The following is a 24,136-nucleotide window of genomic DNA, read 5'->3' on the forward strand; positions in this document are numbered from 1 at the left end:
GAGTGCCCTCCGATAAAGGTTTGGCAGTTATTTGGTGCTGTATCCAGGCCCGGGTCGGGATCTATTGGCCTCTCCTCCCGTTGTCAGGGCTCTCTTTCTTTTCCGGCTTCCAGATCATCTCCACGCGGCCCTTGCCGGTCTGCCCCCGGGCGCTCATTTGCTCGGTGGTGAGGTCATAGTTGATCTTTTCGGCTGCCAGAGTATTACCATCCCGGTCTACAAGGGCCTCGCCGGTAAGATAAAGCTCTTCCGAGCTGACAGAATACTCAATGCGCCGGGCGCGCGCCTTGACGGGGTTTTCCCCTTCGAGGATCTTCTGTTCGAAGTGAGCGGGCTTTCCCTCAGCGATGACGCGTTGGACCTCTTTGTCGGGGGTGAAGTAGACCTCGACACGATCTGCGCGTATTTGTAGGGAGCCTTGGGTAATGATGACGTTATCGCTGTAAACGACCAGGTTGCTGCTCAAAGCGGCATTCATCGCGTCGGATTTAATATTGACGCGCTGCTCACGGTCCTCGGGTAATGCATAGACCGCTGCGGTGAGGAATATCAGGGTCGCAGCGGTGGAAATCTTGTACAGGTGACGGAATAGATTAGTTGGTGTCATAGCTGCTCTTAACATCGGATAGGATTTCCACCCGGTCTTCATTCAGGTAGGCGCGCATGCCCTTGCCGGTAGTGCGGTTGGGGCCGGAGGTGATACTAACAACTTCGTCGGTTTCGGCGAACTCCCTGTCTGGCAGGATGGTCATACTGGGTGTTTCCAGTTTGATACCACCTGGGGCGGGTAGTTCATCAATGACCACTTCTCCGTCTAGAACCACCCGTTCACCGCGATTGTAAGCCGTACCCCGCCGAGATTCGGTGTGCCACTTTGGCTGGTCATCCTCGTAAAAGAGCAGGCGCGGCTCGGTCAGGTCGGCCCGGTCACGGGGTTTGAACTGGTAGTAGGTAATCTGCTGGGCATCCACCCGGTAGGCCAGGTTTCCCTCTTGATCAAAGTGCCGGGTCTTAGCGTCGCGAATAATGAGTTCGGCGGCACGGTCCTGCTGCTGGGGCGTGGGACGAATGCCCAGCAACTGCTCTGGCGGACTTTCAGAGAACCAGAGCCCCGCACTGATCAGCAGTATCACCATAAGCAATGGCAGCCAGGTGCGGCGCATCACTCTTCTCCAAGGTAGGGGGCAAGCGCCGCAGCAAATGTACCCTGAGCCTGCATGATACGATCACAAGCTTCGCGCACAGCTCCCTCACCGCCGCAGGCATCCGTGATCCAGAGGGCGTGCTCGCGTACCGGTTGAGCAGCATTAGGGGGGGCAATAGGGCAGCCAACGCGCGTCATGACCAGAAGATCGGGATAGTCGTCGCCGATATAGGCGATATCCTCAAGCCGGCAGGGTGCATCGGCCAAAAGCTCCTGTAGGGCATCAAATTTGTCCTCGCGACCCTGGATCAATTTGCTGACGCCAAGGTCGTGGGCGCGGCGCTCCACCACACTGCTGCGTCGGCCGGTAACAATGGCCACATGCACACCGGATTTTTGCAGCATTTTTATACCGTGTCCATCCAGGGAGTTGAAGGTTTTGAGTTCATTACCGCTGTTGTCGAAGTAGAGTTTGCCGTCGGTAAGGACTCCGTCCACATCCATTACCAGCCAGCGAATGCTTTTCAATGCGTTATTTAATCGTTCTTCTGGGGTCACCGGAATATTCCTTGTAGGTTATTTTTCCGCTCCGTGTACGTGTGTGTATCTCAGATGACGCCGGCGCGCAGTATATCGTGCATATGTAATACGCCGGTCGGAAAATGTGCTGCATCTTCCACAACAAGGGCGGTGATTTTGTAATCCTCCATAATGCGCAGCGCTTCCGCGGCCAGGGTTTCGGCGGAAACTGTCTTCGGTCGTCGGCTCATCACTTGCGCCATGGTTGCCTTGTCAAGTGCCACTTTCTGATCGATTACGCGGCGCAGGTCGCCATCGGTGAATACACCCAGTAATTCCCCGCTGTGGTCGACAACCGTAGTCATGCCAAAACCCTTGCTGGTCATTTCCAGGAGAGCCCTGGACAACAAGGTTTCCGGGTGCACTCGGGGCAGCTCTTCCCCGGCGTGCATCACATCCTCAACCTTGAGTAGCAGGCGTCGCCCCAGGGCTCCCCCAGGGTGGGAAAAAGCAAAGTCCTCGGCGGTAAACCCCCTGGCCTCAAGCAGGGCCACTGCCAATGCATCACCCATCACGAGGGTGACGGTTGTAGAGGACGTTGGGGCCAGGTTGAGTGGGCAGGCCTCCGTTTGTACCGAGATATCCAGATTGACCTCGGCAGCCTGTGCCAGAGGCGAGTCGGTCTTGCCAGTCATGCTTATCATCGGGATGCCAAGCCGCTTCAGCAGCGGCAGCAGGGTGAGCACTTCTGTCGAGGAGCCCGAGTTGGAAATTGCGACAACCAGATCGTCGCGGGTAATCATTCCCAGATCCCCGTGGCTGGCCTCGCCCGGGTGTACGAAAAAACTCGGCGTACCCGTGCTGGCCAGGGTTGCGGCCATCTTGCGGCCAATATGCCCGGATTTTCCCATGCCAGTCACGATGGTGCGGCCAGGGCACTGCAAGATCATCTCGCAGGCGCGTTGGAAGTCGCCATTGATTCTTTTTTCCAGTCCGGCTACGGCCTCTGTTTCCATGCGAACGGTGCGGCGTCCCGCCTGCAATATTAGATCCTGGGTCATCGAATGCCTCTGGTTACTTAACGTTTACCTACTTTACGCAAGGCCTGTACAAATAGTAATCCTTCAGCCGGATAGGCTGCGGAAACGATGCAGCACAGGAAAATGTCGCCACTGCTCCGGGATCTGTGAAAACCCCGGAAATACCTGCATCACCCCTAGCTGCGACAGTTTTCAAAAAGTGGCAACCCAATCAATCGTGGAAGACCTGTTGGACTGCCAGATTGTATAGTGACCATCTTGTGATCGCCCTATCAGTCTTTGCCACCGGCATCGTACGGTTTTTGGATACCGATTCCCAGCTGGCCGGCTTCCCCTCTCCTGCTCTTCTGTTGTCGTGCTAATCTATATTATTAGCGGGTTTCTGGCACGGAAACCGGCCAGACAACCGGGAGGGGTGGTCAAATGACATTCCAGTACACCCCCCACACCTTCAGGCGCGGCCATGGTATAGTCTGCCGCCGCTGCTGTCAGCTTTGTCATTCAATGGACGAACGTCAAAGCGCTTCTTCTGAGGCACCGGACGGCAATATCGATATGGCACTTATTTACGCTGTTTGCGTCCAAGGAAAAATTGGATAACGGGAGACCCTTTGTGAACACATCATTTTGGATTGAGCGACGTGGTTTGTCACAGTGGCTGAAGTATGCGCTCTGCGCACTCTTGGTAGCTGCGCTGAGCCCCGCAGCGAAGGCCGCTCAAAACCCCTATGTGGTGATCGAAGGGGTATCCCAAAAATTGTTGAATGTGATTCGCTCGAATGCGCCATATGCCAATAGTGACCCACAGCGGTATTACAACGCGGTAGAGAATGTACTGATACCAATTGTGGATTTTGATTTTATTGCGATCGGTGTTATGGGGCGCTATGCCAAACAGGCTACGGCGAGCCAACGCTCACGTTTTACCAGTACGTTCCGTCGGGATCTGGTGGCAACATTTGCCCGTGGAGTGGCGAATTTTGGTGATCTGGATGTGAAAGTGGTGAATCCGGGAACAGTTCCCACCAGAAACCGGGTCAATGTCCTACAGGAGGTGCGCAGTAAAGAGGGGATTACCAAGGTGTCTTATACCCTGGTGCGCAATCGCGCCGGGCAGTGGAAGCTAATCAATGTCATTCTCAACGGGGTCAATCTGGGTAAAACCTTCCGCAGTCAGTTTGCCCAGTCAATGCGGACCCATGGCGATATCGACAAGGTGATTTCCAGTTGGTCCGCAGCGCAGGATGTTGCCGATCAAGTGAGCTAACTGGCGGGCATCGGGGCGCTCTGCTGCGTGTCCTGCGTGAATCAAGTACACTTGCGTACCGTTTTTACTTCAACTCAAATCCGCCTATGCAACCTGATGAAATCAAAGCCCTGATTGAGGGGCATATCCCCGAGAGTGCTGTGAATGTCGCCTTTGAAGGTAGCCACCTTGTGGTGACCGTGGTGAGCAGTGCCTTCGAAGGCCTCACCCGTTTAAAAAAGCAGCAGCTGGTATATGCAGCGCTCAGCGAAAAGATTGCCGATGGCACCTTGCACGCCGTTCAGATGCAGACCCTGACCCCGGAAGAAGCCGGTCGCTAACCTGTCGCCTTGAAACGCGCGGCGTCCCAAATAAGAGACCGAATGGATAAGTTATTAATCGAGGGCGGCAGCCCGGTGTCCGGAACATTGCGAATCTCTGGTGCGAAAAATTCCGCACTGCCTATCTTGGCTGCGGCCCTGTTGGCGGATGGGCCGGTACATATTCGCAATCTGCCACACTTGAATGACATCACCACCATGATCACGCTGCTGCGCTGTATGGGCTGTGATGTCACAGTCGATGAACAACTGGGGGTCGAGATTGACCCCCGTCCGGTCAATGATCTGACCGCGCCCTACGAGTTGGTGAAAACCATGCGCGCGTCGATTCTTGTGCTGGGTCCCCTGCTCGCACGTCACGGTGTGGCCAATGTTTCCTTTCCAGGGGGCTGTGCCATCGGCAGCCGTCCTGTGGATATCCACCTCAAGGGCCTGGAGGCCATGGGTGCGGAAATCACCATAGACGGCGGCTTTATACGTGCGCGTTCCCATGGCCATTTGAAAGGCGCCAATATCGTGATGGAGAAAGTCACTGTTGGCGGTACAGAGAACCTGTTGATGGCTGCCGTGCTGGCTGAGGGCACAACCGTGTTACACAACGCTGCACGGGAACCCGAAATTGTCGATCTGGCGGAATTCCTGATTGCCATGGGTGCGCAGATTGAGGGGGTGGGTACCGATACCTTGCGTATCCACGGTGTTCTCAAGTTGCATCCCTGCACCTTTACGGTGATGCCGGATCGCATTGAAACTGGGACCTTTCTTGCAGCCGCTGCCGCAGCGCGGGGAAAAGTGCGCCTGCTGCATACCCGTGCGGATATTCTCGATGCGGTACTGCTCAAGTTCGAGGAGGCCGGTGCGCACCTGAGCTGTGGAGAGGATTGGATTGAGCTGGATATGAAAGGCAACCGTCCGAAAGCGGTCAGCTTTCGCACAGCCCCCTATCCGGCATTTCCCACAGATATGCAGTCGCAGTTTACCGCCATGAATGCCGTAGCTGAGGGGAAGGGTGCGGTGGTGGAGACGATCTTTGAAAATCGCCTGATCCAGGTACACGAGCTGAACCGCATGGGGGCGGATATTACCCTGGAGGGCAATACTGCGATTGTCACCGGGGTAGAAAAGCTCAAAGGCGCTCCAGTGATGGCCTCTGACCTGCGCGCCTCGGCGAGTCTGGTCATAGCGGGTATAGTTGCCGAGGGGACGACCATTGTCGATCGCATCTACCATATCGATCGGGGATATGAGTGCATCGAGGAAAAATTACAGCAATTGGGGGCGAATATCCGCCGCCTGGCCGGTTAGGCACTTATAAAGCAGAGCCAGCCTGTGTACTGCGGAGGCGGCGAACAATCGAGAAATCGGTGCAGAAATACCAATGACCATGCCAATCACCATCGCCTTAACCAAGGGCAGAATCCTGAGGGAAACCCTGCCGCTACTCACCTCGGCTGGGCTGGCGCCCTTGGAGGATCTCACAAAGAGTCGCAAGCTGACTTTCCCCACCCAGTGTGAGGGCGTGAGCCTGCTTCTCCTGCGGGGTGTGGATGTACCCACCTATGTCCAGCATGGTGCAGCGGATATGGGGGTGGCGGGCAAGGATACTTTACTGGAGCACAGCTCCGATGGCCTCTATGAGCCTCTGGATCTCGGGGTCGCCCGCTGCCGCTTGATGACGGCCGGTCTCAAGGGGACGGAGTTACCCAATGGCCGAATCCGGGTGGCAACCAAGTTTGTAGAGAGTGCCAAACGCCATTACGCCGCCAATGGGCGCCAGGTCGATATCATCAAATTGTACGGTGCCATGGAGCTGGCCCCGCTGATGGGTCTGGCCGATGAAATCGTCGATATCGTGGACAGTGGCAACACCCTTAAGGCCAACGGCCTCGAAGCGCGAGAGATCATTGCGCATATCAGCAGCCGCCTTATCGTTAACAAGGCCGCCATGAAAATGAAATACCACCCGATCAGCGACCTGATTGAAAAGCTGGCAATGGCAATCACCCGCACCCAGGGATAGAAATTTTTCAGATACCATGACAAGTAAATCCATTCGCAGGTTGAGCACAGCGGAAAAAAACTTTGATGCGCAACTGGACCAATTGCTTGTCTGGGAAGCGGTTGCCAGCGATGCGGTGGCGTCCTCGGTTGCGGAGATACTGCAACAGGTACGCAGCCGCGGCGATGCCGCCGTTATCGAATACACCAACCGCTTTGATCGCCGTGAGCTGGTTCGGGCAGGTGACTTTGCTGTGACATCGGCCGAACTGGATGCGGCCCTGCAGCGCATCAACCCGGAGGAGCGTGAAGCGCTCGAAGTCGCTGCCCGGCGGGTGCGGGACTATCACGAACACCAGGTGCAAAAATCCTGGCGCTACACCGAGGCCGATGGCACGGTGCTGGGGCAGCAGATTAGCCCGATGGCGCGGGTGGGGATTTATGTCCCCGGCGGCAAGGCTTCCTATCCCTCCTCGGTATTGATGAATGCCATTCCGGCAAAGGTTGCCGGCGTTGAGTGTGTGAATATGGTGGTGCCGGCGCCGGATGGGAAATTGAACGATCTGGTTCTGGCGGCTGCGGCGATTGCCGGTGTCAATCAGGTGTATACCATCGGTGGTGCCCAGGCGGTGGCGGCACTGGCGTATGGAACCGAGACTATTGCTGCGGTGGACAAAATTGTCGGTCCCGGCAATATTTTTGTGGCTGTTGCCAAGCGCGCAGTGTTTGGCCGTGTGGCCATCGATATGATCGCAGGGCCATCGGAGATACTGGTGATCTGTGACGGCGCCACTGATCCAGACTGGATTGCCATGGACCTGTTGTCCCAGGCCGAGCACGATGAACTGTCGCAGTCGATTTTGCTGTGCCCGGATGCACAATTCCTCGATAGGGTGGCGGCTTCGCTGCAACGCCTGCTGAGCGATCTGCCGCGGGCGCAGATCGCACAGAAATCCCTGGTCGAACGGGGGGCTCTGATACAGGTTGGCTCGCTGGAGGAGGCCATACAGCTTTCAAATCGTATAGCCCCGGAGCACCTTGAGGTTTCTGTCGCCGACCCCGAGCGCTTTCTGCCCCAGATACGCAATGCCGGGGCTATCTTCCTCGGCCGCTATAGTGCGGAAGCACTGGGGGACTACTGCGCGGGCCCCAACCATGTGCTGCCGACCAGCGGTACTGCCCGCTTCTCATCCCCGTTGGGGGTGTATGATTTTCAGAAACGCAGCTCCATTATTTATTGTTCCGCGGAGGGCGCCGACAAACTGGGACGTGTGGCCGGCACGCTCGCCCGCGGCGAGGGTTTCGAGGCCCATGCGCGCTCCGCAGCTTTTCGCATAAAGCGCAATGCATCCGACAATTGAGCCAGCCCTCTATGACCTGTTGGGTACTTGCCGTCGCCTTTGAATGACTGGCGTAACTGCGAGGCGTCGCTCGTACTTCCAGGACTCGCGCCGACCGGTGGCGGCAACGCCCTGAGCCGTATTGGTCCAACCTATTGGATTGCCGGGCCAATAGCGTTTTGATCCCTTTGTACAGTTTTCACGTCGATCCCTGATGGATTCAGTCTTTGTGCGGAATTTTGGTGGCTTGCCAGGCAAGTGCGCGCCACTCTCCCTTTCGTTTGACGAAGGTTCCGGTGTTGAAATAGTGGCTGGCTTCCCCGCTGGCGCTGTCATTGGCCAGCAATCTGAATGCCACAATGGCGGTGTCTCCCAACAGACGGATATCAATATCCTCGGCGGTGTAGCGCACGGATACCGGATCACTGGTTGGGTTTTCCAATCCCTGCATAAGCCGGCGCTTACCGAATCGTTTGCCCGCTGAGCTGGTATAGACCAGCTCTTTGGCCCAAAAGCGGCGGTGGACTTCCGCATCGCTGGCAGCGTGACTGAGAAAGTGGGTTAGAAGCTGCTCAAGTTTCTGCTGGTCGTCAGCTTTGGCCGGGGCGGTGGCCAGTATCAGAAGCAGGGCCAGGGATACTGCGCGCATAATAAAATCTCAGTGGTTAATCCGTGGCAGTGGATGGCTTGGGTTTGACTGAGACCGTTGCTTCCACGGTATGTGCGGAACCGTCGCGAACAAAAGTGATGGAGACCGTGTCGCCTGGTCGCAAGGTTGCCATTGTAGCCTCGCCCCGCTTGCCATCGCCGATTGGGAGACCGTCAATATGTGTAATGACATCCCCCGGCCTGAGTCCTGCAGTGTGGGCGGGGCCTTCATTGTAGATGGCTGTGACCATGACCCCAGCCGCTGGGTTCAGGTTGAGTTCCCTGGCCCTCTGCGGGTTGATAGCACTGGCCTCTATGCCGAGCCAGCCGGGTACCACCCGGCCGTAGGTAATAATGTCCTGCATCACCTTAAAGGCGATATTGGCGGGGATGGCGAAACTGATCCCCCCGGAATAGCCGGACTGGTTGAGGATTGAGGTATTGATCCCCAGCAGACGTCCCTGTGAATCAACCAGGGCGCCACCGGAGTTGCCAGGGTTTACGGCGGCGTCTGTTTGCAGAAAGTTCTGGAAATATCCCCCCCTGCCAGAGCTTTCCAGGTGGCGCCCCTTGGCGCTGATGATTCCTTGAGTAACTGTCTGGCCAACTCCAAAGGGGTTGCCTATGGCCAAAACGACATCCCCCACCTGAGCGGTTTCCGGCTTCCCGACGGCGATTGAGGTGAGATCGGTAAGTTCGATCTTCAACACCGCCAGGTCAAAATCTGCATCGCTACCTACCAGCCGTGCCTGCGCCTCTCTGCCGTCAGCCAGCAGGATGACGATGGCGTCAGCCTGATCGACCACATGGTGATTGGTGAGGATATAGCCCGTATCGCTGACGATGACTCCGGAGCCCAGGTTGGATTGCATGCGTTCCCGCTGGGGCACATTCATATTATCGAACAGCCGGCGGAACAGGGGATCGTTAAAAAGGGGGTGCCGCCGTTGTGGCACGGCAGTACGGGTATAGATATTGACGACCGCGGGGCCGGCGAGATTCACCGCGCGGGCATAGGATATTGGTCCTTGCCAATCTTCCGTTGCAGGGGAGGGTGTACGGCCGCGCAATTGCGGAAATACAACCAGTAACAGGGCTGCTACGACAACGCCTACCAACACGGGTAGGACCCAGTCCTGTAAAAAGCGATTTTGCGACACTCTCGACTCCTCCTTGTGCCGATTATACACACGTCTCGACAAGGATTCGCTGGGAATAGGGTGTTGCTGTCGAGGGGAGGCTGTTTTGTGGCAGCCGGGACACGGCCGCTTGGTTGCCATTCGCAAGTTGCGGTGCCACTGACATTCCGCTTGGGGACTCGTCCACAGCACAGTATTGTCATCCCATAGTATGCGGGCACATTTTGTATGGGCGTGGCATTGGTGTGCTTGAATGGATGCGTATAATGGCCGGTCGAAAATTTAAGATTAACCGGTAACTTTAGTTTTTGGAGACCAGAATGTCCCTTGTTCGCCCCCACGGCAGTGTTGAGCTGCAGCCGCGCTTTGTCTATGACAGTGAGAGGCATCACCGGTTAATGCATGAGGCGGAGTCGTTGCCCTCTATCGTGGTTAGTTCTGCCGCTGCCGCCAATGCCGTGATGCTGGGTGCAGGCTACTTTAATCCCTTGCACGGCTTTATGAATCTGGCGGATGCCCTGAGTGTGGCGGAGACACTGCGCACGGTGGATGGTTTGTTCTGGCCGGTGCCCATTTTAAATCTCGTGGAGGAAACTAGTGCGATTGCAGGGGCCTCCCGTATCGCATTGCGCGACCCGAATGTTGAAGGAAACCCGGTGCTGGCGGTGATGGATGTGGAAGCCATTGAAACCCTATCCAGCGAGCAAGTGGACGTGATGGCCAAACAGGTATTTGGGACCCTGGACAAGCAGCATCCCGGTGTGGCGACTTTTCAGTCAACAGGTCGCAAGCTGATTTCCGGCCCCATTGAGGTGCTTAATTTCAGCTATTTCCAGAATGATTTTCCGGATACCTTTCGCACAGCGGTTGAAATCCGCAATGAATTTACTGAGCGTGGCTGGAGCCGGGTTGTCGCCTTCCAGACCCGCAATCCCATGCACCGCGCCCATGAAGAACTGTGCAAAATGGCCCTGGAGAGCGTGGGGGCAGAGGGTGTGTTGATCCACATGCTGCTGGGACAGTTAAAGCCGGGGGATATTCCCGCCCCGGTGCGCGATGCCTCTATCCGCAAGATGGTAGAGCTATATTTCCCCGCAAATACGGTGATGGTAACCGGTTACGGCTTCGATATGCTCTATGCTGGCCCGCGCGAGGCGGTACTGCACGCTGTATTTCGTCAGAACTGTGGCTGCAGCCATTTGATTGTCGGTCGTGATCACGCTGGTGTGGGTGACTACTACGGAGCCTTTGATGCACAGACTATCTTCGACGAACAAGTCCCCGAAGGCGCCTTGGAGATCGAGATTTTTCGCGCCGATCACACAGCCTACTCAAAGAAGCTGAATAAAGTCGTGATGATGCGCGATGTACCGGATCACTCCAGGGAGGATTTTATTCTCCTGTCCGGCACAAAGGTGCGCGAAATGCTCGGGGGCGGTATTGCACCTCCGCCGGAATTCTCCCGCCCGGAAGTGGCTAAAATCCTGATGGATTACTACCAAAGCCTGTAAGGGCGCAAACAAAAAAGGCGGGTTGATCCCCGTCTTTTTTGTTTGTAGTCCGGGTCGCTCCGTCCCTGTTCCAGGCATGGGGGCAGCCGCTCAGCTTCCGGCGTGGGCCTCTTTGTCCAGGCCGTAATCCTCGGCCAGGGTCCCTTTGGTGCCCGGCTCTTTTGGCGCCCAATCCCGGGGTGGTTTCATATCCTTCAGTTGACTATCGTCATTCTGCAGCTTGCCGCTGCCGGCTTCGAGCATTTGCCGTCCGATATCCTGATTGGAGAGGCGCAGGGCGCTATTGGCCAGGTATTCGTGCACGTCCCTGTAGCTTTCAGTGAGGTTGTGGACCAGTTGGGCGGTCTGGTCAAAGTGCTCGTTGACCTGGAGTTGGAAGTCTCGGAGCTTGTCATTGGCTTCTTGCAGACGTTGCTCCAGCTCCTGGGAACGCTCAACACTGGTACGCCCGCGGACTGTCAGTAATGCCAGAAAGGCACCCAGTGTCAGGCCGAGGATGCCAACTAGAATTAATACCGATGTAGAGTGCACTTACTACCTCCTCAACTTGTCCTTATAGGCCCCGTCGCTCCGGGTCGAGCATTGAAACGGTCGCCATCGGGCTGGTGTTTCGCTCCATGACTTGGGGGATGTTCCCAGAGGCAACCCCCAACTCCATGTTAATGGGTCCAGTATACGTGATTATTCACCCGACAATTAAACTGGTTGGCCAATGTCGGCACAAAGGTCAGCCACCAGTCCCGGATTATCGCCAATTTCCGGCTAAGCAGAGCCGGTATTATTTCGGCTTCAGGGTGCCGGCACCTAGGCGTCTTTGCCGGGTATTTGATAGAGTGCGCGCCGATAAACCCGTTGTTGAAGATCTTTTCCTCTATGTTGTCTGCCAGACCGCCATTAGCTTCCCCCCTTGAGCGTTATGAAAGTGATTTGCAGCGCCCGGATTTTACCCTGGATCTATCCCAGCAGGCAGCGGTGCAGGCGTTGCAGGATCTGTACCTGCGCTTGGTTGCCCGGGCCGAGCGGGGTGCTATTGCCCGTCTGCTGTCGCGGTTGCGCAGAAATGCAGCGGTGCCGGAAAGGGGGCTCTACTTCTGGGGCGGGGTCGGCCGGGGCAAGACCTATCTGATGGATGCTTTTTTTGAATCTCTGCCATTTGCACAGAAACAACGCACACATTTCCATCGCTTTATGCGCCAGGTGCACAGGGATTTGAAAGAGTATGCGGGGGAAAAGAATCCGCTGGATAAGGTGGCTGACAAGATTGCCCGTCGGGTTCAAGTGTTGTGCTTTGACGAACTCTTTGTGTCAGATATTGCCGATGCCATGCTCCTGGCGGGCTTGCTCGAGGCGTTGTTTAGTCGGGGTGTGACCCTGGTGGCCACTTCCAATATTGAGCCTGAGGGACTCTACAGGGATGGCTTGCAAAGAGCGCGGTTTCTGCCGGCCATCGATTTACTCCAGCGCCACACCCAGGTGGTCAATGTGGACGGCGGCATCGATTACCGGTTGCGTACGCTGGAGCTACTGGAACTCTACCACACGCCCCTGGATAGGGCGGCGGAGGACAGCTTGGCTTATAGCTTTGCCCAGTTGAGTGTGGATGGCTGTGAGGTGCGCAGCAATGTGCAACTGCAGGTGGAGGGGCGACCTATCCAGGCCCTGAAAGTGGCGGATGATGTCGCTTGGTTTAACTTTGCTGACTTGTGTGATGGTCCCCGCTCCCAGAATGATTACATAGAGCTGGCGCGGGAGTTTCAAACCATACTGCTGGCGGCGGTCCCCAGGTTTGATGCGCGTATGGATGCCCAGGCACGGCGTTTTATCCATTTGGTCGATGAGCTCTATGATCGGTGTGTCAAGCTGGTGGTTTCTGCCGAGGTACCGGCTGAGCAGCTATACGGTGGGCACCACCTGCGCTTTGAGTTTGAACGGGCGGTCAGCCGGCTGCTCGAAATGCGCTCCCGCGAGTACCTGGAGCGCGCGCACAGGCCCTGATAAGGCCTGGCGGGACGGCGGCCCAGGTTGGAAATGGCTTGAAAAGCCAGTACGCCTTTTGTACTATCCGCGCTCTTTTGTGGGACGGCCCCCAATCCAGGGGGCACAGACAGGTGTTTATAACATGAAGACTTACAGTGCTAAGCCAGAAGCGGTAAAACGCGACTGGTACATTGTTGACGCTGCGGACAAGACGCTCGGCCGTATTTCTGCCGAGATCGCCCACCGCCTGCGTGGCAAGCACAAGCCTGAATATACGCCCCACGTGGATACTGGCGATTACATTATCGTGATCAATGCCAAAAAGGTCCGCGTGACCGGCAACAAGGCCATAGACAAGATCTATCACAGCCACTCCGGCTACCCCGGCGGCCTCAAGTCCATCAGCTTTGAGAAGTTGATCGAGAAAGCCCCTGAGCGCACTATTCAGAGCGCCGTTAAAGGCATGCTGCCGAAGGGCCCGCTGGGCCGCGCCATGTTCAGAAAGTTGAAAGTGTACAGCGGCAGTGTACATCCTCATGCGGCTCAACAGCCGGTTGAACTGGCGATCTAAACGGGAATAACTCTGATGGCAACTACTCAATACTATGGTACCGGCCGCCGCAAGACCTCCACCGCGCGCGTGTTTGTCGTGCCCGGTGAGGGAAAGATCACCGTGAATGGTCGGGCCCTGGATGAATACTTTGGCCGTGAAGTGGCTCGCATGATCGTGCGCCAGCCGCTGGAAAAGGTCGATATGGTGGAAAAATTTGACATCAATGTCACGGTAAAAGGCGGCGGCTCCTTTGGTCAGGCGGGTGCTATTCGCCACGGCCTCACCCGTGCCCTTATGCAGTATGATGAGGGACTGCGCCAACCGCTGCGCAGCGCGGGCTACGTGACCCGCGACGCCCGCGAGGTAGAGCGTAAGAAAGTGGGGCTGCGCAAAGCGCGCAAGAAGCCGCAGTTCTCCAAGCGTTAATTTTTTGGGCCCGGCACCTGCCGGGCTTTTTTTTGCTCGGCAGTTTGCGCGAATCGCGAATCTAGACGGATTTTGCCCGGTTTGTCGCTGTTTCACCACGCGGTTTCCGGTGCTCCCAGGTCTTTGCCTTGTATCAAAATGGCATTTTCTTTAACATTGCGCCGATTTGTATCCGCTTGATTTGTGGGGTTTATTCGCGCGGGCAATGTGCCGGAGCGGGACTGCTTTCAAGACTTTTTGAGTTTGGGCCAGCGCTTCCCCTGTGTATCCGGGATCGCTGTGATGGGAGAATTAGGTCATGAGTGATGACGGTGTAAATGCAGGACGGCGCCGTTTTTTGACCGCTGCCACCTCAGTTGTCGGTGGTGCGGGTGTGGTTGGGGTCGCTGTCCCTTTCGTTGCCTCCTGGAATCCGAGTGCCAAGGCAAAAGCCGCGGGTGCTCCGGTTAAGTACAATATCAACAAGCTGGAACCGGGCCAGATGGTCACTGTTGAGTGGCGGGGCCAGCCGGTTTTTGTAGTGCGCAGAACCACCGAGGCATTGCAGAACCTGGAGAAAGTGGTACCGCTGCTGCGCGACCCGGATTCAGAAGAATCCATCCAGCCGGCGTATGTCAATCCGGAAAACCGCGCCATCAAACCGCATTTACTGGTATTGGTTGGCCTGTGTACCCATTTGGGCTGTGCCCCCATTTACCAGCCTGAAGTTGGCGCCGCTGACCTCGGCGGCAGCGAGTGGTTCGGAGGCTTCTTTTGCCCCTGCCACGGTTCCAAGTACGATATGGCCGGTCGCGTGTATAAGGCTGTTCCCGCACCGACCAACCTGGTGGTACCACCGTATTTCTATGAGAGTGATGATGTCATCGTAATCGGTGTAGACCAGGAGGATACCCCATGAAATGGCTGGCAGATTTCGGTGACTGGGTGGATCAGCGGCTGCCGATTTACCAGGCGTGGGACAAGCATATGGGCAAGTACTACGCGCCCAAAAACTTTAACCTGTGGTACTTCTTTGGGGTTTTTTCCTTAATCGTGCTGGTCAATCAGCTGTTGACCGGTATCTGGCTGGTCATGAGCTACAACCCCTCTGCCGAGGGCGCCTTCGCCTCCGTCGAGTACATTATGCGCGATGTGGACTGGGGTTGGCTGATTCGTTATTTACACTCTACCGGCGCCTCGGCATTTTTTGTGGTGGTGTATTTGCATATGTTTCGCGGTTTGATGTACGGCTCCTACAAGCCTCCGCGCGAACTGGTGTGGATATTCGGGATGTGTATCTACCTGGTGCTGATGGCCGAGGCTTTTATGGGCTATGTACTGCCCTGGGGCCAGATGTCCTACTGGGGCGCCCAGGTGATCGTCTCCCTGTTTGGTGCAATACCCGGTATTGGCGAGAGTCTGGTAGAGTGGATCCGGGGCGATTACCTGATCTCTGGTATTACCCTCACCCGGTTTTTCTCCCTGCACGTGATTGCGCTGCCACTGGTGCTGGTGCTGCTGGTTGTGCTGCACATCCTTGCCTTGCACGAAGTGGGTTCCAATAACCCAGACGGTATAGAGATTAAGAAAAATAAGGACGAGCAGGGTATTCCCAAAGATGGTATCCCGTTCCACCCTTATTATTCTGTGCACGACCTGGTGGGCATTGCAGTCTTCCTGTTTATCTTTGCTACCGTGGTGTTTTTCTTCCCGGAGATGGGGGGCTTCTTTCTTGAGCACGCCAATTTCGAGGAAGCCAACCCGTTGAAGACACCACCGCATATCGCGCCGGTCTGGTACTTTACCCCTTTCTACGCTGTACTGCGCGCAGTGACCATGGATATCGGGCCACTGACGGCAAAGTTCCTCGGTTTGGTGGCAATGGGTGCAGCGATTGCCGTCCTGTTTGTACTGCCGTGGCTGGATAAGAGTCCGGTGCGCTCCATCCGCTATAAGGGCTGGCTGCCGAAAGCGCTGCTGCTAATATTTGTTGCCGTGTTTATTATTCTCGGCTATCTGGGTGTGAAATCCCCCACACCCGCTCGCAACTTTCTGGCGCAAGTGGGCACCCTGTTCTATTTTGCCTTTTTCCTGACCATGCCGGTTTGGACCAATCCCAAGGTGCGCAAAGGCATGGGTTCCTGGATTGTGAGTGGTGTTTTTGGTGTGCTGTTCCTTTGGATGGCCGTTGAAAACTATACTGCGAATACCTTTGTTGCTGTTGTGACTGTACTACTCGCTCTGTTTTTCGCTGCACTGCCCTGGATTGCCAGTCGCGACGAGGTGTATCCGGAGCCGGAGCGGGTCACCAGTCCCTCTGGCGGCAAGACGTTCGCAATCCTGTTTATGGGCTTGATCGTTGTGGGTCTGTTGACTCTTATTCCCATCAAGGCGGTGGGCGCTGAGTCAAACATTGAACTGGACCACATCAATACCGACCTGCAGGACAAGCCGTCGCTGCAGCGCGGTGCCAAATACTTTGTCAACTATTGTATGGGTTGCCACAGTGCCGACTATTCGCGCTGGGAACGGGTGGGTACCGACCTGGGTATCCCCACTGAGCTGATGATGCAGAACTTAGTCTTGGGTAATGATAAGATCGGTAGCCTGATGCAGATTGCCATGCGTCCGAATGAGTCCAAGGAGTGGTTTGGTGCCACTCCGCCGGACCTGACGCTGGTAGCCCGCTCCCGCTCCCCGGAATGGCTCTACACGTACCTCCGCAGTTTCTACCGGGATGACAGTCGTGCTACCGGGGTGAATAACAAGGTTTTCCCCAGTGTGGCGATGCCCCACGTATTGCTTGAGCTGCAGGGGCTTCAGGAGTGCGCAGCCGGGCCAAAGCGCGACCACGGCAAGATCGTGCGCGATGAGCTGGGCAACCCGATTATGGATGCTGACTGTGGCAGCCTGCAGGTGGGCAAAATCAAGGGTTCAATGAGCCCGGAAGAGTTCGATCGGGCCATGTATGACCTGGTGAATTTTATGGAGTACATTGCCGAGCCGATGGCTCTTGAACGCAAGCGTATCGGTTTCTATGTACTGGCGTTTATTGTTGTCTTTTTTGTCTTTGCCTGGTTGCTGAACCGCGAATACTGGAAAGACGTGCAGCATTGAGGTTCGCCGGTTACTGTTTGATGGGTAGTGGAATCGCTGCGCTGCCCTTTATCTTTTGAATACAGGTCGGCGCTCGCCGGCCGACAAGTTTGAGGTAGTTTGAATATGGGTGTGCCTACCAACAAGCGCTCCTCTATGACCTTCTTTTCCGATGGCCAGAGCCATTACAGTCATCGGGTACGCATTGTGCTTGCCGAAAAAGGAGTGTCTGTCGATATCATAGATGTGGGTGCAAATGATAAACCTGCCGAGCTCGCTGACCTCAACCCCTACAACTCCCTGCCCACTCTGGTAGACCGGGATCTGGTGCTGTTTGAAACCAAGGTGATGATGGAGTATCTGGACGAGCGTTTCCCGCACCCGCCGCTGTTGCCGGTATACCCTGTTGCCCGCGCACAGAGCCGCCAGATTATGTACCGCATCGAACGCGACTGGTGTCCACTGGTGGACAAGGTCCTCAGCGGTGGTAAGGATGCCGCTGCGGCGCGCAAAGAACTGCGCGACAGCCTGGCCGGTATAGCGCCGATGTTTAGTGACTTGCCGTATTTCTTCAACGAGGAGTTTTCACTGGTAGACTGCTGCATGGCACCGCTGCTGTGGCGTTTGGATCAGTTCGAAATCAGCCTGCCCAAAACTAAGCAGGTAAAACCGCTGCTGGACTATATGGATCGCCTGTTTGCCCGTGATGCCTTCCAGCAGAGCCTTACCGAATACGAGCGGGAAATGCGCTGAGGACAGTTTGGTGTGAGTAAGCCGGCTATGACATCCAACCGCCCCTATATTCTGCGGGCATTCTACCAGTGGATCACCGATAACCGCTGCACGCCCTATATCCTTGTTGACACCCACATGCTCGGTGTGTTGGTGCCCCAGCAACATGTCAATGACGATGGCCAGATTGTACTGAATATTTCTGAGAGCGCCGCTGCTGGCCTGACTATGGATAACTATGCCATCCGCTTCAATGCCCGTTTCAGCGGCGTACCCACCGATATACAAGTACCGGTAGGTGCGGTGGTCGGTATTTATGCCCGCGAGAATGGGCAGGGGATGGTATTTGAAGCAGAGGAAACTCCCGAGCCACCTGAGCCTACACCGCCCACCAGCCTGGGGAAAAAATCGATGAAAAAGCCAGCCCTGCGGGTAGTGAAATAAAATAATCGCGGAGGTAAAAGTGTCGGATAAGCGTTCCTTTTATTTTTAACCTCGTGTTCTTCTATTGTGCGGTGAGTCCATGAATACGCCGGTGCGTGCTGCGTATAATGGCCTGTTATATTTCCAACGCTGACTTGTCATGCCGTCGTATCTGCAGTGGCTGCGTTTTTTCTGGCTGCCGGGGCTGCTTCTGGTATTGCCGCTCGCGCAATACCTTCCCTGGATGGATCTAGGGCACCTGTACAATCAGCAGCTGCCTTTTTTTCTGCTGGGGGCTGCACTGGTACTCAGTGTCCTATACCGCTCCAGCCGGGTTGCACTCGCCGCCGGGCTTTTCCTGCTTTTGTATACCGCCGCCAGCCTTGAGTTCCTGCCGGAGCAGACGCAAGGATTGCCACTGTATCTGGCCTTGACCTCTCTCAACCTGATGTTAATTACCTGTGCCCGCGACCGCAGTGCCCTCAGCTTTATTGCGCTTGCCTGGCTGTTAGTACTGGTTGCGCAGGGAGCGGGTATCCTTTTGTTACAGGAGTGTTGCGGCCCCCTTTCCCGTCAGTTTGCGTTGGAAAGCCTGCCTGCCTGGGTGTCTGAGGGCAGGGATGCCTCTCTAGCATTGCCGCTACTGGTCTGTGTCGTGGCATCTGCGGGCGCGTTTATCGTATTCACCCTGTATCCCGGACCCACGGTGGCGGGGCTGTTCAGCTGTACCCTGCTTCTATGCTACGGGATTTGGAACGGGTTGCCACTGGTGTCTATTGTATCAGCGGCGGGTCTGTTCCTGATCCTCTCTTTACTGGGTGCCGGTTATGAATTCGCTTTTCGCGATGCGTTGACCGGGCTGTTGTCGCGCCGTGCCTTTTACTACCATATGCTGGCACCGGGCCGCCACTACAGTCTGGCGATGATTGATATCGATCATTTTAAAAAGCTCAATGACCGGTTTGGTCACCAGACGGGAGACCAGGTGCTGCGCATGGTGGCGAGCCTCATCAACCGCTACACCACAGGGCGGGTATTCCGCTTTGGCGGTGAAGAGTTCGCGGTAGTGATTCCCGGCCGGGACCGCGCGGCGGCCGAAAAAGCACTGGGGGACTTGCGTGGGAAAATTGCTGCTTACCCCATGCGGTTACGGGCCACTGGCCGTCTTCGTGACCGCATGATTCCGAGCCGAAGCGGCCAGCAGATCAAGGTTACGGTCAGTATCGGTCTCGCCCATCGCGAAAAACCTTTAAAAAAATCAGATGCTGTCTTGAAGGCAGCAGATCTGGCCCTGTACAAGGCCAAGCGCTGCGGTCGCAATCGCCTGTGCGTTCATGCATAGAATGGACATAAATCAGTTTGATGTAAAAGTGGCGTTTAATTTATTATTTGCATTGGTTAATCTGCCGCCTCCCCCCGATACTGCAAAACAAGACAATGAAGGGAGATTCAGCGTGCGATTACTCAGTCACACAATCGGAATCCTCACCAACCCGGAAAAGGCGTGGAAAGCCATTCGAGCAGATCGACATTCATTCTTTCAAGTGTTTGTCACGCATGTACCCTTCCTCGCGCTGATACCCACTATTGCCGGCTACTTCGGTGTTACCCGTATGGGGTTCCAGGTGGGGGGGCACCTGGCCAAGCTGACGCCGGAGAGTGCCGCGGTATTGTCTGTGGTCACCTATTTTGCACTGCTGATTGGGGTTTATTGTCTGGGAGAATTTATTAACTGGATGGCCAGATCCTATGGTGTCGAAGGGGATGAGCCCACCCGGCACTATGAGGGGACGGCACTGGCGGTATTTATCTCCACGCCGATTTTTCTCGCCAGTATTGTTGTCCTTTACCCGCACCCATGGTTGACTATGGCTGCGGTGAGCATCGCCGGTATCTACTCTATCTACCTGGTGTTTGCCGGTATTCCGATTTTGATGAATATGAATAAGGACCGGGCCTTCCTCTACGCCTGCGCTGTGCTGACTGTGGCCCTGGTGATGATGGTGACCGTGCTGATCACTTCGGTAATTTTATGGAGTATAGGTATTGGTCCTGTCTACCAGCACCATACCCCGTGATTGGAAAGCCAGGCTGGCCATTTTAGGGGCTTATTGATCTGGGTGAGGTGCTTCCCGGGTCGGTTGACAACAGCGGGGGGATTGGACAGTCCAGGCTGTCGGCTACGGCGCGCAGCAGTTCGATCTCCTCGGCCTTAATCACTCCGTTGTGGTTCAGGGTGCGCACCATCGCCTTAAGCAGTGCGGGCTTTTCCAATGGTTTCATCTGCCCGGCAATGGCGATGGCTTTGTCCAGTCGGGATAAATTGATGTCTTTGTTGCTTGGCAGTGGCGTAACTTCCAGTGCCAGGGCCTTGAGCCCCTGCTCGTAGGCGCGTTTCGCCGGTAAATACTGATTGTTGCCAGAATGGGCAATGGCGGCAAGAAGAAATCGCACGGCATCCGTGCTGGCCCCTTTTTTGCTGGAGTGACGCTGCAGGTCGGGGGTATCTTCCAGGGCATGTACCAGGACCCGGTACAGGGCCCATTCCCAAATCTCGATTTTTCCGTCACTGTGCAGCAGTTTGATCAGATTTCTCTTGAAAACTTGATATTGCTGGGGAACCAATGCCCTCAGGGCGGGCACGCAGAGGTCCAGTAGCGCCAGTCGTGTCGTGTTTGGCAGGGCTTGCAGTTGTGGTTCCAGTTTTTGCATTTCCCGCACAACTGCGGGATGGGCGATTTTTTTCAGCAGCTGGCGCTGAGCCTGCTGTTCCACCGTATCCTTGTGCAGCAACAGGTGGTAGATCAAAGCGCGGGCGGCGAAAGGATCGTGGGCCGCCTGCTGGATACCGGCGGGAATGGACTGCAGCAGCTGACGGCCGTACTGCACCTGCTGTTTGCTCGGGTTTGCAATACTGTTGTCCACGGCCTCCAGGGCGACCTGAAACGACGTAGATTGTACAGTGCCGGATAACTGTGCCTGGCTTGGTGCGGGTGTTTGTGTTGATGAAGCGGCGCTACCGGCACTTGAATTGGGGTAAAGGCCATTCCAGCCGGGATCGAGGCGCGAGATGCGATCCGCCAGCGACGGGTGGGTGGAGAAGAGATTAAACAGCGAGCGCTTCAGGCTGCTGGCAAAAAACAGGTGGCTGAATTCTGCCGCCTTGCCGTTAATCAGTGTTGAGCCGGTGCTGGAGCCACCGATTTTTTTCAGAGCGCTGGCAATGCCGGAATTGTCGCGGGTAAATTGTACCGCCGAGGCGTCAGCGAGGAATTCCCTCTGGCGACTGAGTGCGGATTTGATCAAATTGCCCAAAAAGGTTCCGCTATAACCCACGATCACCAGGGTGGCACCGAGTCCAAACAGGGCGATGCGACCGCGATTGCCTCTACTGGTGGGGTAAATTCCGCGCACAAGCCAAAAACCGAGCAGGCCAATGACCAGAATGCCGTTCAAAAGGCCCACGATACGGATATTCAGGCGCATATCGCCGTTGAGTATATGACTGAACTCGTGTGCGACAACGCCCTGCAGTTCATCTCGGCTAAGTTTTTCTACACAGCCCCGAGTGAGGCCGATCACCGCGTCAGTAGGATGGTAACCTGCGGCAAATGCATTGATGGCATCCTCTTCGATCAGGTAGACATCCGGCACCGGGGTGCCCGAGGCAATGGCCATCTCTTCCACCACATTCAGGGCGCGCCGTTCGCAGGCATTTTGCGGAGCGATATTGAGCTTGCGACCGCCGAGTGATTCCGCCACCGCACTGCCGCCGGCGCTGAGTTGGTGCAGCTTGTACAAGCTGCCTAGGACCACAATAGCAACAATGGCCAGGGCGATGGCAATAACGGTTTGCCATCCCAGCACCTGTTCGATATCTGCCGGTGAGAAGACCTGGCCGCGGGAGAGTGATACCGCGACGGCGGCGGCGAGCGTGGTAAGGCCGACCAGCAGGATGACTGCCAGGGTGAATAATCCGACCAGCAGAACGCTGTTGCGCCTGGCGCGGTCCTGGTATTCAAAGAAATTCATTGCTTAAAATTCAATGCGGGGCGCTGCCTGAATGGTTTCACTGTCGGCAAACTCCAGCAGGCGGCCATCGGCGCGATGTCCAAAGAATCCCGCCAGCAGAACCGGGGGGAAGCGCTGCTTGTAGATGTTGTAACTGGTTACGCAATCGTTGAAAGCCTGGCGGGCAAAGGCAACCTTGTTTTCGGTGCTGCTCAGTTCCTCGTTAAGCGCCATCATATTCTGGTCGGCTTTCAGATCGGGGTAAGCCTCCATTACCGCGTTGAAACGCCCCAGGGCCCCGGTCAGGGCACTCTCGGCTCGGCCCAGATTGTCGATGGCGCTGGCGCTCGCTGGGTTGGATGCAGCCGCTTTGAGGTCGTTGATTGCGATGTTGCGTGCGCGGGTTACGGCTTCGAGTGTTTCCCGTTCATGTTTCAGATAACCCCTGGCGGTTTCCACAAGATTGGGGATCAGATCGTGGCGCCGTTTCAGTTGTACCTCGATCTGGGCAAAGGCGTTCTCATTGCGGTTTTTGAGGGAAACCAGCCTGTTGTATATACCAACGATATAAAACAACAGGGCGGCAGCGATGATCAGCGCGACGATGCTTGTTATCTCCATGAGCCTCTTTCGCCATTTTTCTTTTCTGTGTGGCGCCGATAATAGCATGCCCTCCACTCCGGGTAGTGGGATGTGTTCTCCCCCTTTCTGGCGAAGCAGGCTACTGCTTCGGCTATAATGCCGCGACATTAGCAACCCGTGCCGCCACAACAGGGGTGTCGGCACAGAATGTGGAGCAGACAGAATGAATGACGTAACTTCAGACCCCGTAGTGATCGCCGGAATAGCACGCACGCCGATGGGCACCATGCAGGGCAGCCTGTCAGCACTGAGTGCCCCGCAGTTGGGTGCGGTTGCGATTCGTGCAGCCCTCGATGATGCTGGCATGGCGCCCACGGATGTGGATGAAGTTCTAATGGGGTGCGTGCTTCCGGCGGGGGTCGGGCAGGCGCCGGCGCGCCAGGCATCACTGGGCGCGGGAATTTCTGACAGCACGCCCTGTACCACTGTGAACAAAGTCTGTGGTTCCGGTATGAAGACCGTGATGATGGCGCGCGATGCCCTGTTGTTGGGTGAGGGCAAGGTCATTGTCGCCGGTGGTATGGAAAGTATGAGCAATGCGCCCTATCTGCTGTCAAAGGCCCGCGCCGGTATGCGCCTCGGGCACGGCGAAGTGAAGGACTCCATGTTCCTCGACGGCTTGGAAAATGCCGAGGACGGCAAGCTGATGGGCACCTTCGCCGAGAATACCGCCGACAAGTACGGTTTTACCCGTGAAGAGCAGGATGCCTTTGCCATGGAATCCCTGGCGCGCGCCCAGGCGGCAATTGAGAAGGGTGACTTCACCCGTGAAATTGCCCCTGTGACGATTACTTCCCGCCGCACAGAGGTGGAAGTGTGCGTGGATGAGGCCCCGGGCAGTGCCCGTCCCGACAAGATTCCCCAGTTGAAGCCGGCTTTCCGCAAAGATGGCACGGTCACAGCGGCCAACGCCAGCTCTATCTCCGATGGCGCTGCGGCCCTGGTGCTGATGCGCAGGAGCGAAGCGGACAGGCGCGGCCTCAAGGTACTGGCGGTTTTGAAAGGCCAAGCCCAGTTTGCCCGTGAACCGGAGTGGTTTACCACCGCCCCTGTGGGCGCTCTGCACAGGCTGCTGGAAAACACGGGCTGGTCAGCAGCCGATGTCGACCTGTTTGAAATCAATGAGGCTTTTGCGGTGGTGACCATGGCGGCCATGCGGGAATTGGACCTGCCCTGGGAAAAAGTCAACGTGAATGGCGGTGCCTGCGCCCTGGGTCATCCGCTGGGTGCCAGCGGTGCCCGTATCCTGATCACCCTTTTGGCAGCAATGGAAAAGCGCGATGCCAAGAAGGGCATTGCCTGCCTGTGCATTGGCGGCGGCGAGGCCACCGCAGTGGCCCTTGAGCGGGTATAATTTGAACCGCTGATGCT

At 56.2% G+C, this 24,136-nt stretch carries 25 protein-coding genes; 16 read left to right on the top strand and 9 right to left on the bottom strand.

The annotated features are described in order from the left end of the window. Positions 1-61: 61 nt before the first annotated feature. From lptA to ACL7TT_RS00250, 4 genes are read right to left on the bottom strand one after another with little or no spacing between them, the layout of a single operon-like run. Complete coding sequence (gene lptA, locus ACL7TT_RS00235) at positions 62-607, bottom strand: lipopolysaccharide transport periplasmic protein LptA (protein ID WP_413392182.1); 546 nt, start codon at positions 605-607, stop codon at positions 62-64. Further along, positions 594-1,163, bottom strand: a complete 570-nt coding sequence (gene lptC, locus ACL7TT_RS00240; protein WP_413392184.1) for an LPS export ABC transporter periplasmic protein LptC — start codon at positions 1,161-1,163, stop codon at positions 594-596. Before lptC ends, lptA begins: the two co-directional genes overlap by 14 nt. Continuing rightward, positions 1,163-1,702: a KdsC family phosphatase gene (locus ACL7TT_RS00245; RefSeq protein ID WP_413392185.1), complete on the bottom strand. Its 540-nt coding sequence runs from the start codon at positions 1,700-1,702 to the stop codon at positions 1,163-1,165. Before ACL7TT_RS00245 ends, lptC begins: the two co-directional genes overlap by 1 nt. 50 nt (positions 1,703-1,752) lie before the next feature. After that, positions 1,753-2,724 (bottom strand): KpsF/GutQ family sugar-phosphate isomerase, encoded by a 972-nt coding sequence (locus ACL7TT_RS00250; protein WP_413392186.1) that lies wholly within the window; start codon positions 2,722-2,724, stop codon positions 1,753-1,755. A 592-nt stretch (positions 2,725-3,316) separates the two neighbouring features. Here ACL7TT_RS00250 and ACL7TT_RS00255 point away from each other — a divergent pair. From ACL7TT_RS00255 to hisD, 5 genes are all read left to right on the top strand, one after another. Beyond that, positions 3,317-3,970 (top strand): MlaC/ttg2D family ABC transporter substrate-binding protein, encoded by a 654-nt coding sequence (locus ACL7TT_RS00255; RefSeq protein WP_413392188.1) that lies wholly within the window; start codon positions 3,317-3,319, stop codon positions 3,968-3,970. Positions 3,971-4,056: 86 nt separating this feature from the next. Then, the gene (locus ACL7TT_RS00260) at positions 4,057-4,290 is read left to right on the top strand and encodes a BolA family protein (RefSeq protein WP_413392190.1); all 234 of its coding nucleotides are present in this window, start codon (positions 4,057-4,059) and stop codon (positions 4,288-4,290) included. 42 nt (positions 4,291-4,332) lie between these two features. Next, the gene (gene murA, locus ACL7TT_RS00265) at positions 4,333-5,595 is read left to right on the top strand and encodes a UDP-N-acetylglucosamine 1-carboxyvinyltransferase (RefSeq protein ID WP_413392191.1); all 1,263 of its coding nucleotides are present in this window, start codon (positions 4,333-4,335) and stop codon (positions 5,593-5,595) included. A gap of 73 nt (positions 5,596-5,668) precedes the next feature. Next, positions 5,669-6,310: an ATP phosphoribosyltransferase gene (gene hisG, locus ACL7TT_RS00270; protein WP_413392192.1), complete on the top strand. Its 642-nt coding sequence runs from the start codon at positions 5,669-5,671 to the stop codon at positions 6,308-6,310. 16 nt (positions 6,311-6,326) lie between these two features. After that, positions 6,327-7,649 carry a histidinol dehydrogenase gene (gene hisD / locus ACL7TT_RS00275; protein ID WP_413392193.1) on the top strand — a complete coding sequence of 441 codons (1,323 nt, stop codon included), beginning with the start codon at positions 6,327-6,329 and terminating at the stop codon, positions 7,647-7,649. Between the two features lie 199 nt (positions 7,650-7,848). Here the strand turns inward: hisD and ACL7TT_RS00280 are convergent, their stop codons facing one another. After that, the gene (locus tag ACL7TT_RS00280; protein ID WP_413392195.1) at positions 7,849-8,277 is read right to left on the bottom strand and encodes a nuclear transport factor 2 family protein; all 429 of its coding nucleotides are present in this window, start codon (positions 8,275-8,277) and stop codon (positions 7,849-7,851) included. A 16-nt stretch (positions 8,278-8,293) separates the two neighbouring features. Continuing rightward, a complete protein-coding gene (locus ACL7TT_RS00285) occupies positions 8,294-9,436 on the bottom strand; it encodes a S1C family serine protease (protein WP_413392197.1) in 1,143 nt (380 codons plus the stop codon). 299 nt (positions 9,437-9,735) lie between these two features. On the opposite strand from ACL7TT_RS00285, the gene sat reads away from it, so the two are divergent. Next, entirely contained in the window at positions 9,736-10,926 is a 1,191-nt protein-coding gene (sat, locus tag ACL7TT_RS00290) for a sulfate adenylyltransferase (RefSeq protein WP_413392199.1), read from the top strand. A gap of 90 nt (positions 10,927-11,016) precedes the next feature. Here sat and ACL7TT_RS00295 read toward each other — a convergent pair whose 3' ends face one another. Then, entirely contained in the window at positions 11,017-11,457 is a 441-nt protein-coding gene (locus tag ACL7TT_RS00295) for a Z-ring associated ZapG family protein (protein ID WP_413392201.1), read from the bottom strand. A gap of 342 nt (positions 11,458-11,799) precedes the next feature. Between ACL7TT_RS00295 and zapE the strand changes: the two genes are divergently transcribed. From zapE to ACL7TT_RS00340, 9 genes are all read left to right on the top strand, one after another. Next, positions 11,800-12,921 (top strand): cell division protein ZapE, encoded by a 1,122-nt coding sequence (gene zapE / locus ACL7TT_RS00300; protein ID WP_413392203.1) that lies wholly within the window; start codon positions 11,800-11,802, stop codon positions 12,919-12,921. Between the two features lie 124 nt (positions 12,922-13,045). After that, complete coding sequence (gene rplM / locus ACL7TT_RS00305; RefSeq protein ID WP_299941585.1) at positions 13,046-13,474, top strand: 50S ribosomal protein L13; 429 nt, start codon at positions 13,046-13,048, stop codon at positions 13,472-13,474. Positions 13,475-13,489: 15 nt separating this feature from the next. Then, positions 13,490-13,882 (top strand): 30S ribosomal protein S9, encoded by a 393-nt coding sequence (gene rpsI / locus ACL7TT_RS00310; RefSeq protein ID WP_299941588.1) that lies wholly within the window; start codon positions 13,490-13,492, stop codon positions 13,880-13,882. A 298-nt stretch (positions 13,883-14,180) separates the two neighbouring features. Continuing rightward, on the top strand, positions 14,181-14,780 hold the full coding sequence (gene petA / locus ACL7TT_RS00315; protein WP_413392206.1) for a ubiquinol-cytochrome c reductase iron-sulfur subunit: 600 nt from the start codon (positions 14,181-14,183) through the stop codon (positions 14,778-14,780). Further along, positions 14,777-16,978, top strand: a complete 2,202-nt coding sequence (locus ACL7TT_RS00320; protein WP_413392208.1) for a ubiquinol-cytochrome c reductase — start codon at positions 14,777-14,779, stop codon at positions 16,976-16,978. The genes petA and ACL7TT_RS00320 overlap by 4 nt, the downstream gene beginning before the upstream one ends. 105 nt (positions 16,979-17,083) lie before the next feature. Continuing rightward, positions 17,084-17,710 carry a glutathione S-transferase N-terminal domain-containing protein gene (locus ACL7TT_RS00325; RefSeq protein WP_413392209.1) on the top strand — a complete coding sequence of 209 codons (627 nt, stop codon included), beginning with the start codon at positions 17,084-17,086 and terminating at the stop codon, positions 17,708-17,710. A 27-nt stretch (positions 17,711-17,737) separates the two neighbouring features. Then, positions 17,738-18,133, top strand: a complete 396-nt coding sequence (locus ACL7TT_RS00330; protein ID WP_413392585.1) for a ClpXP protease specificity-enhancing factor — start codon at positions 17,738-17,740, stop codon at positions 18,131-18,133. Positions 18,134-18,272: 139 nt separating this feature from the next. Further along, entirely contained in the window at positions 18,273-19,454 is a 1,182-nt protein-coding gene (locus ACL7TT_RS00335) for a GGDEF domain-containing protein (protein WP_413392210.1), read from the top strand. A gap of 112 nt (positions 19,455-19,566) precedes the next feature. Further along, on the top strand, positions 19,567-20,190 hold the full coding sequence (locus tag ACL7TT_RS00340; RefSeq protein ID WP_413392212.1) for a Yip1 family protein: 624 nt from the start codon (positions 19,567-19,569) through the stop codon (positions 20,188-20,190). A 22-nt stretch (positions 20,191-20,212) separates the two neighbouring features. On the opposite strand, the gene ACL7TT_RS00345 is transcribed toward ACL7TT_RS00340, so the two are convergent. Beyond that, on the bottom strand, positions 20,213-22,144 hold the full coding sequence (locus tag ACL7TT_RS00345; RefSeq protein ID WP_413392213.1) for a M48 family metallopeptidase: 1,932 nt from the start codon (positions 22,142-22,144) through the stop codon (positions 20,213-20,215). A 3-nt stretch (positions 22,145-22,147) separates the two neighbouring features. Further along, entirely contained in the window at positions 22,148-22,744 is a 597-nt protein-coding gene (locus tag ACL7TT_RS00350; RefSeq protein ID WP_413392214.1) for a LemA family protein, read from the bottom strand. A gap of 184 nt (positions 22,745-22,928) precedes the next feature. Here ACL7TT_RS00350 and ACL7TT_RS00355 point away from each other — a divergent pair, with 184 nt between their 5' ends. Then, complete coding sequence (locus ACL7TT_RS00355; protein WP_413392216.1) at positions 22,929-24,119, top strand: acetyl-CoA C-acyltransferase; 1,191 nt, start codon at positions 22,929-22,931, stop codon at positions 24,117-24,119. Positions 24,120-24,136: the final 17 nt, after the last annotated feature.

Origin of the sequence: Microbulbifer jejuensis, from assembly GCF_047289955.1 — a bacterium.
Classification (GTDB): domain Bacteria; phylum Pseudomonadota; class Gammaproteobacteria; order Pseudomonadales; family Cellvibrionaceae; genus Microbulbifer.

Excerpts from the sequence above, each read along its gene's own strand:
- ACL7TT_RS00280 (WP_413392195.1), bottom strand. The coding sequence starts at position 8,277 with ATGCGCGCAGTATCCCTGGCCCTGCTTCTGATACTGGCCACCGCCCCG.
- ACL7TT_RS00350 (WP_413392214.1), bottom strand. The coding sequence starts at position 22,744 with ATGGAGATAACAAGCATCGTCGCGCTGATCATCGCTGCCGCCCTGTTG.
- hisG (WP_413392192.1), top strand. The coding sequence starts at position 5,669 with ATGACCATGCCAATCACCATCGCCTTAACCAAGGGCAGAATCCTGAGG.
- ACL7TT_RS00355 (WP_413392216.1), top strand. The coding sequence starts at position 22,929 with ATGAATGACGTAACTTCAGACCCCGTAGTGATCGCCGGAATAGCACGC.
- ACL7TT_RS00345 (WP_413392213.1), bottom strand. The coding sequence starts at position 22,144 with ATGAATTTCTTTGAATACCAGGACCGCGCCAGGCGCAACAGCGTTCTG.
- ACL7TT_RS00250 (WP_413392186.1), bottom strand. The coding sequence starts at position 2,724 with ATGACCCAGGATCTAATATTGCAGGCGGGACGCCGCACCGTTCGCATG.
- ACL7TT_RS00335 (WP_413392210.1), top strand. The coding sequence starts at position 18,273 with ATGCCGTCGTATCTGCAGTGGCTGCGTTTTTTCTGGCTGCCGGGGCTG.
- zapE (WP_413392203.1), top strand. The coding sequence starts at position 11,800 with ATGTTGTCTGCCAGACCGCCATTAGCTTCCCCCCTTGAGCGTTATGAA.
- ACL7TT_RS00330 (WP_413392585.1), top strand. The coding sequence starts at position 17,738 with ATGACATCCAACCGCCCCTATATTCTGCGGGCATTCTACCAGTGGATC.
- ACL7TT_RS00260 (WP_413392190.1), top strand. The coding sequence starts at position 4,057 with ATGCAACCTGATGAAATCAAAGCCCTGATTGAGGGGCATATCCCCGAG.
- rpsI (WP_299941588.1), top strand. The coding sequence starts at position 13,490 with ATGGCAACTACTCAATACTATGGTACCGGCCGCCGCAAGACCTCCACC.
- ACL7TT_RS00320 (WP_413392208.1), top strand. The coding sequence starts at position 14,777 with ATGAAATGGCTGGCAGATTTCGGTGACTGGGTGGATCAGCGGCTGCCG.
- rplM (WP_299941585.1), top strand. The coding sequence starts at position 13,046 with ATGAAGACTTACAGTGCTAAGCCAGAAGCGGTAAAACGCGACTGGTAC.
- petA (WP_413392206.1), top strand. The coding sequence starts at position 14,181 with ATGAGTGATGACGGTGTAAATGCAGGACGGCGCCGTTTTTTGACCGCT.
- murA (WP_413392191.1), top strand. The coding sequence starts at position 4,333 with ATGGATAAGTTATTAATCGAGGGCGGCAGCCCGGTGTCCGGAACATTG.
- lptC (WP_413392184.1), bottom strand. The coding sequence starts at position 1,163 with ATGCGCCGCACCTGGCTGCCATTGCTTATGGTGATACTGCTGATCAGT.
- lptA (WP_413392182.1), bottom strand. The coding sequence starts at position 607 with ATGACACCAACTAATCTATTCCGTCACCTGTACAAGATTTCCACCGCT.
- hisD (WP_413392193.1), top strand. The coding sequence starts at position 6,327 with ATGACAAGTAAATCCATTCGCAGGTTGAGCACAGCGGAAAAAAACTTT.
- ACL7TT_RS00325 (WP_413392209.1), top strand. The coding sequence starts at position 17,084 with ATGGGTGTGCCTACCAACAAGCGCTCCTCTATGACCTTCTTTTCCGAT.
- sat (WP_413392199.1), top strand. The coding sequence starts at position 9,736 with ATGTCCCTTGTTCGCCCCCACGGCAGTGTTGAGCTGCAGCCGCGCTTT.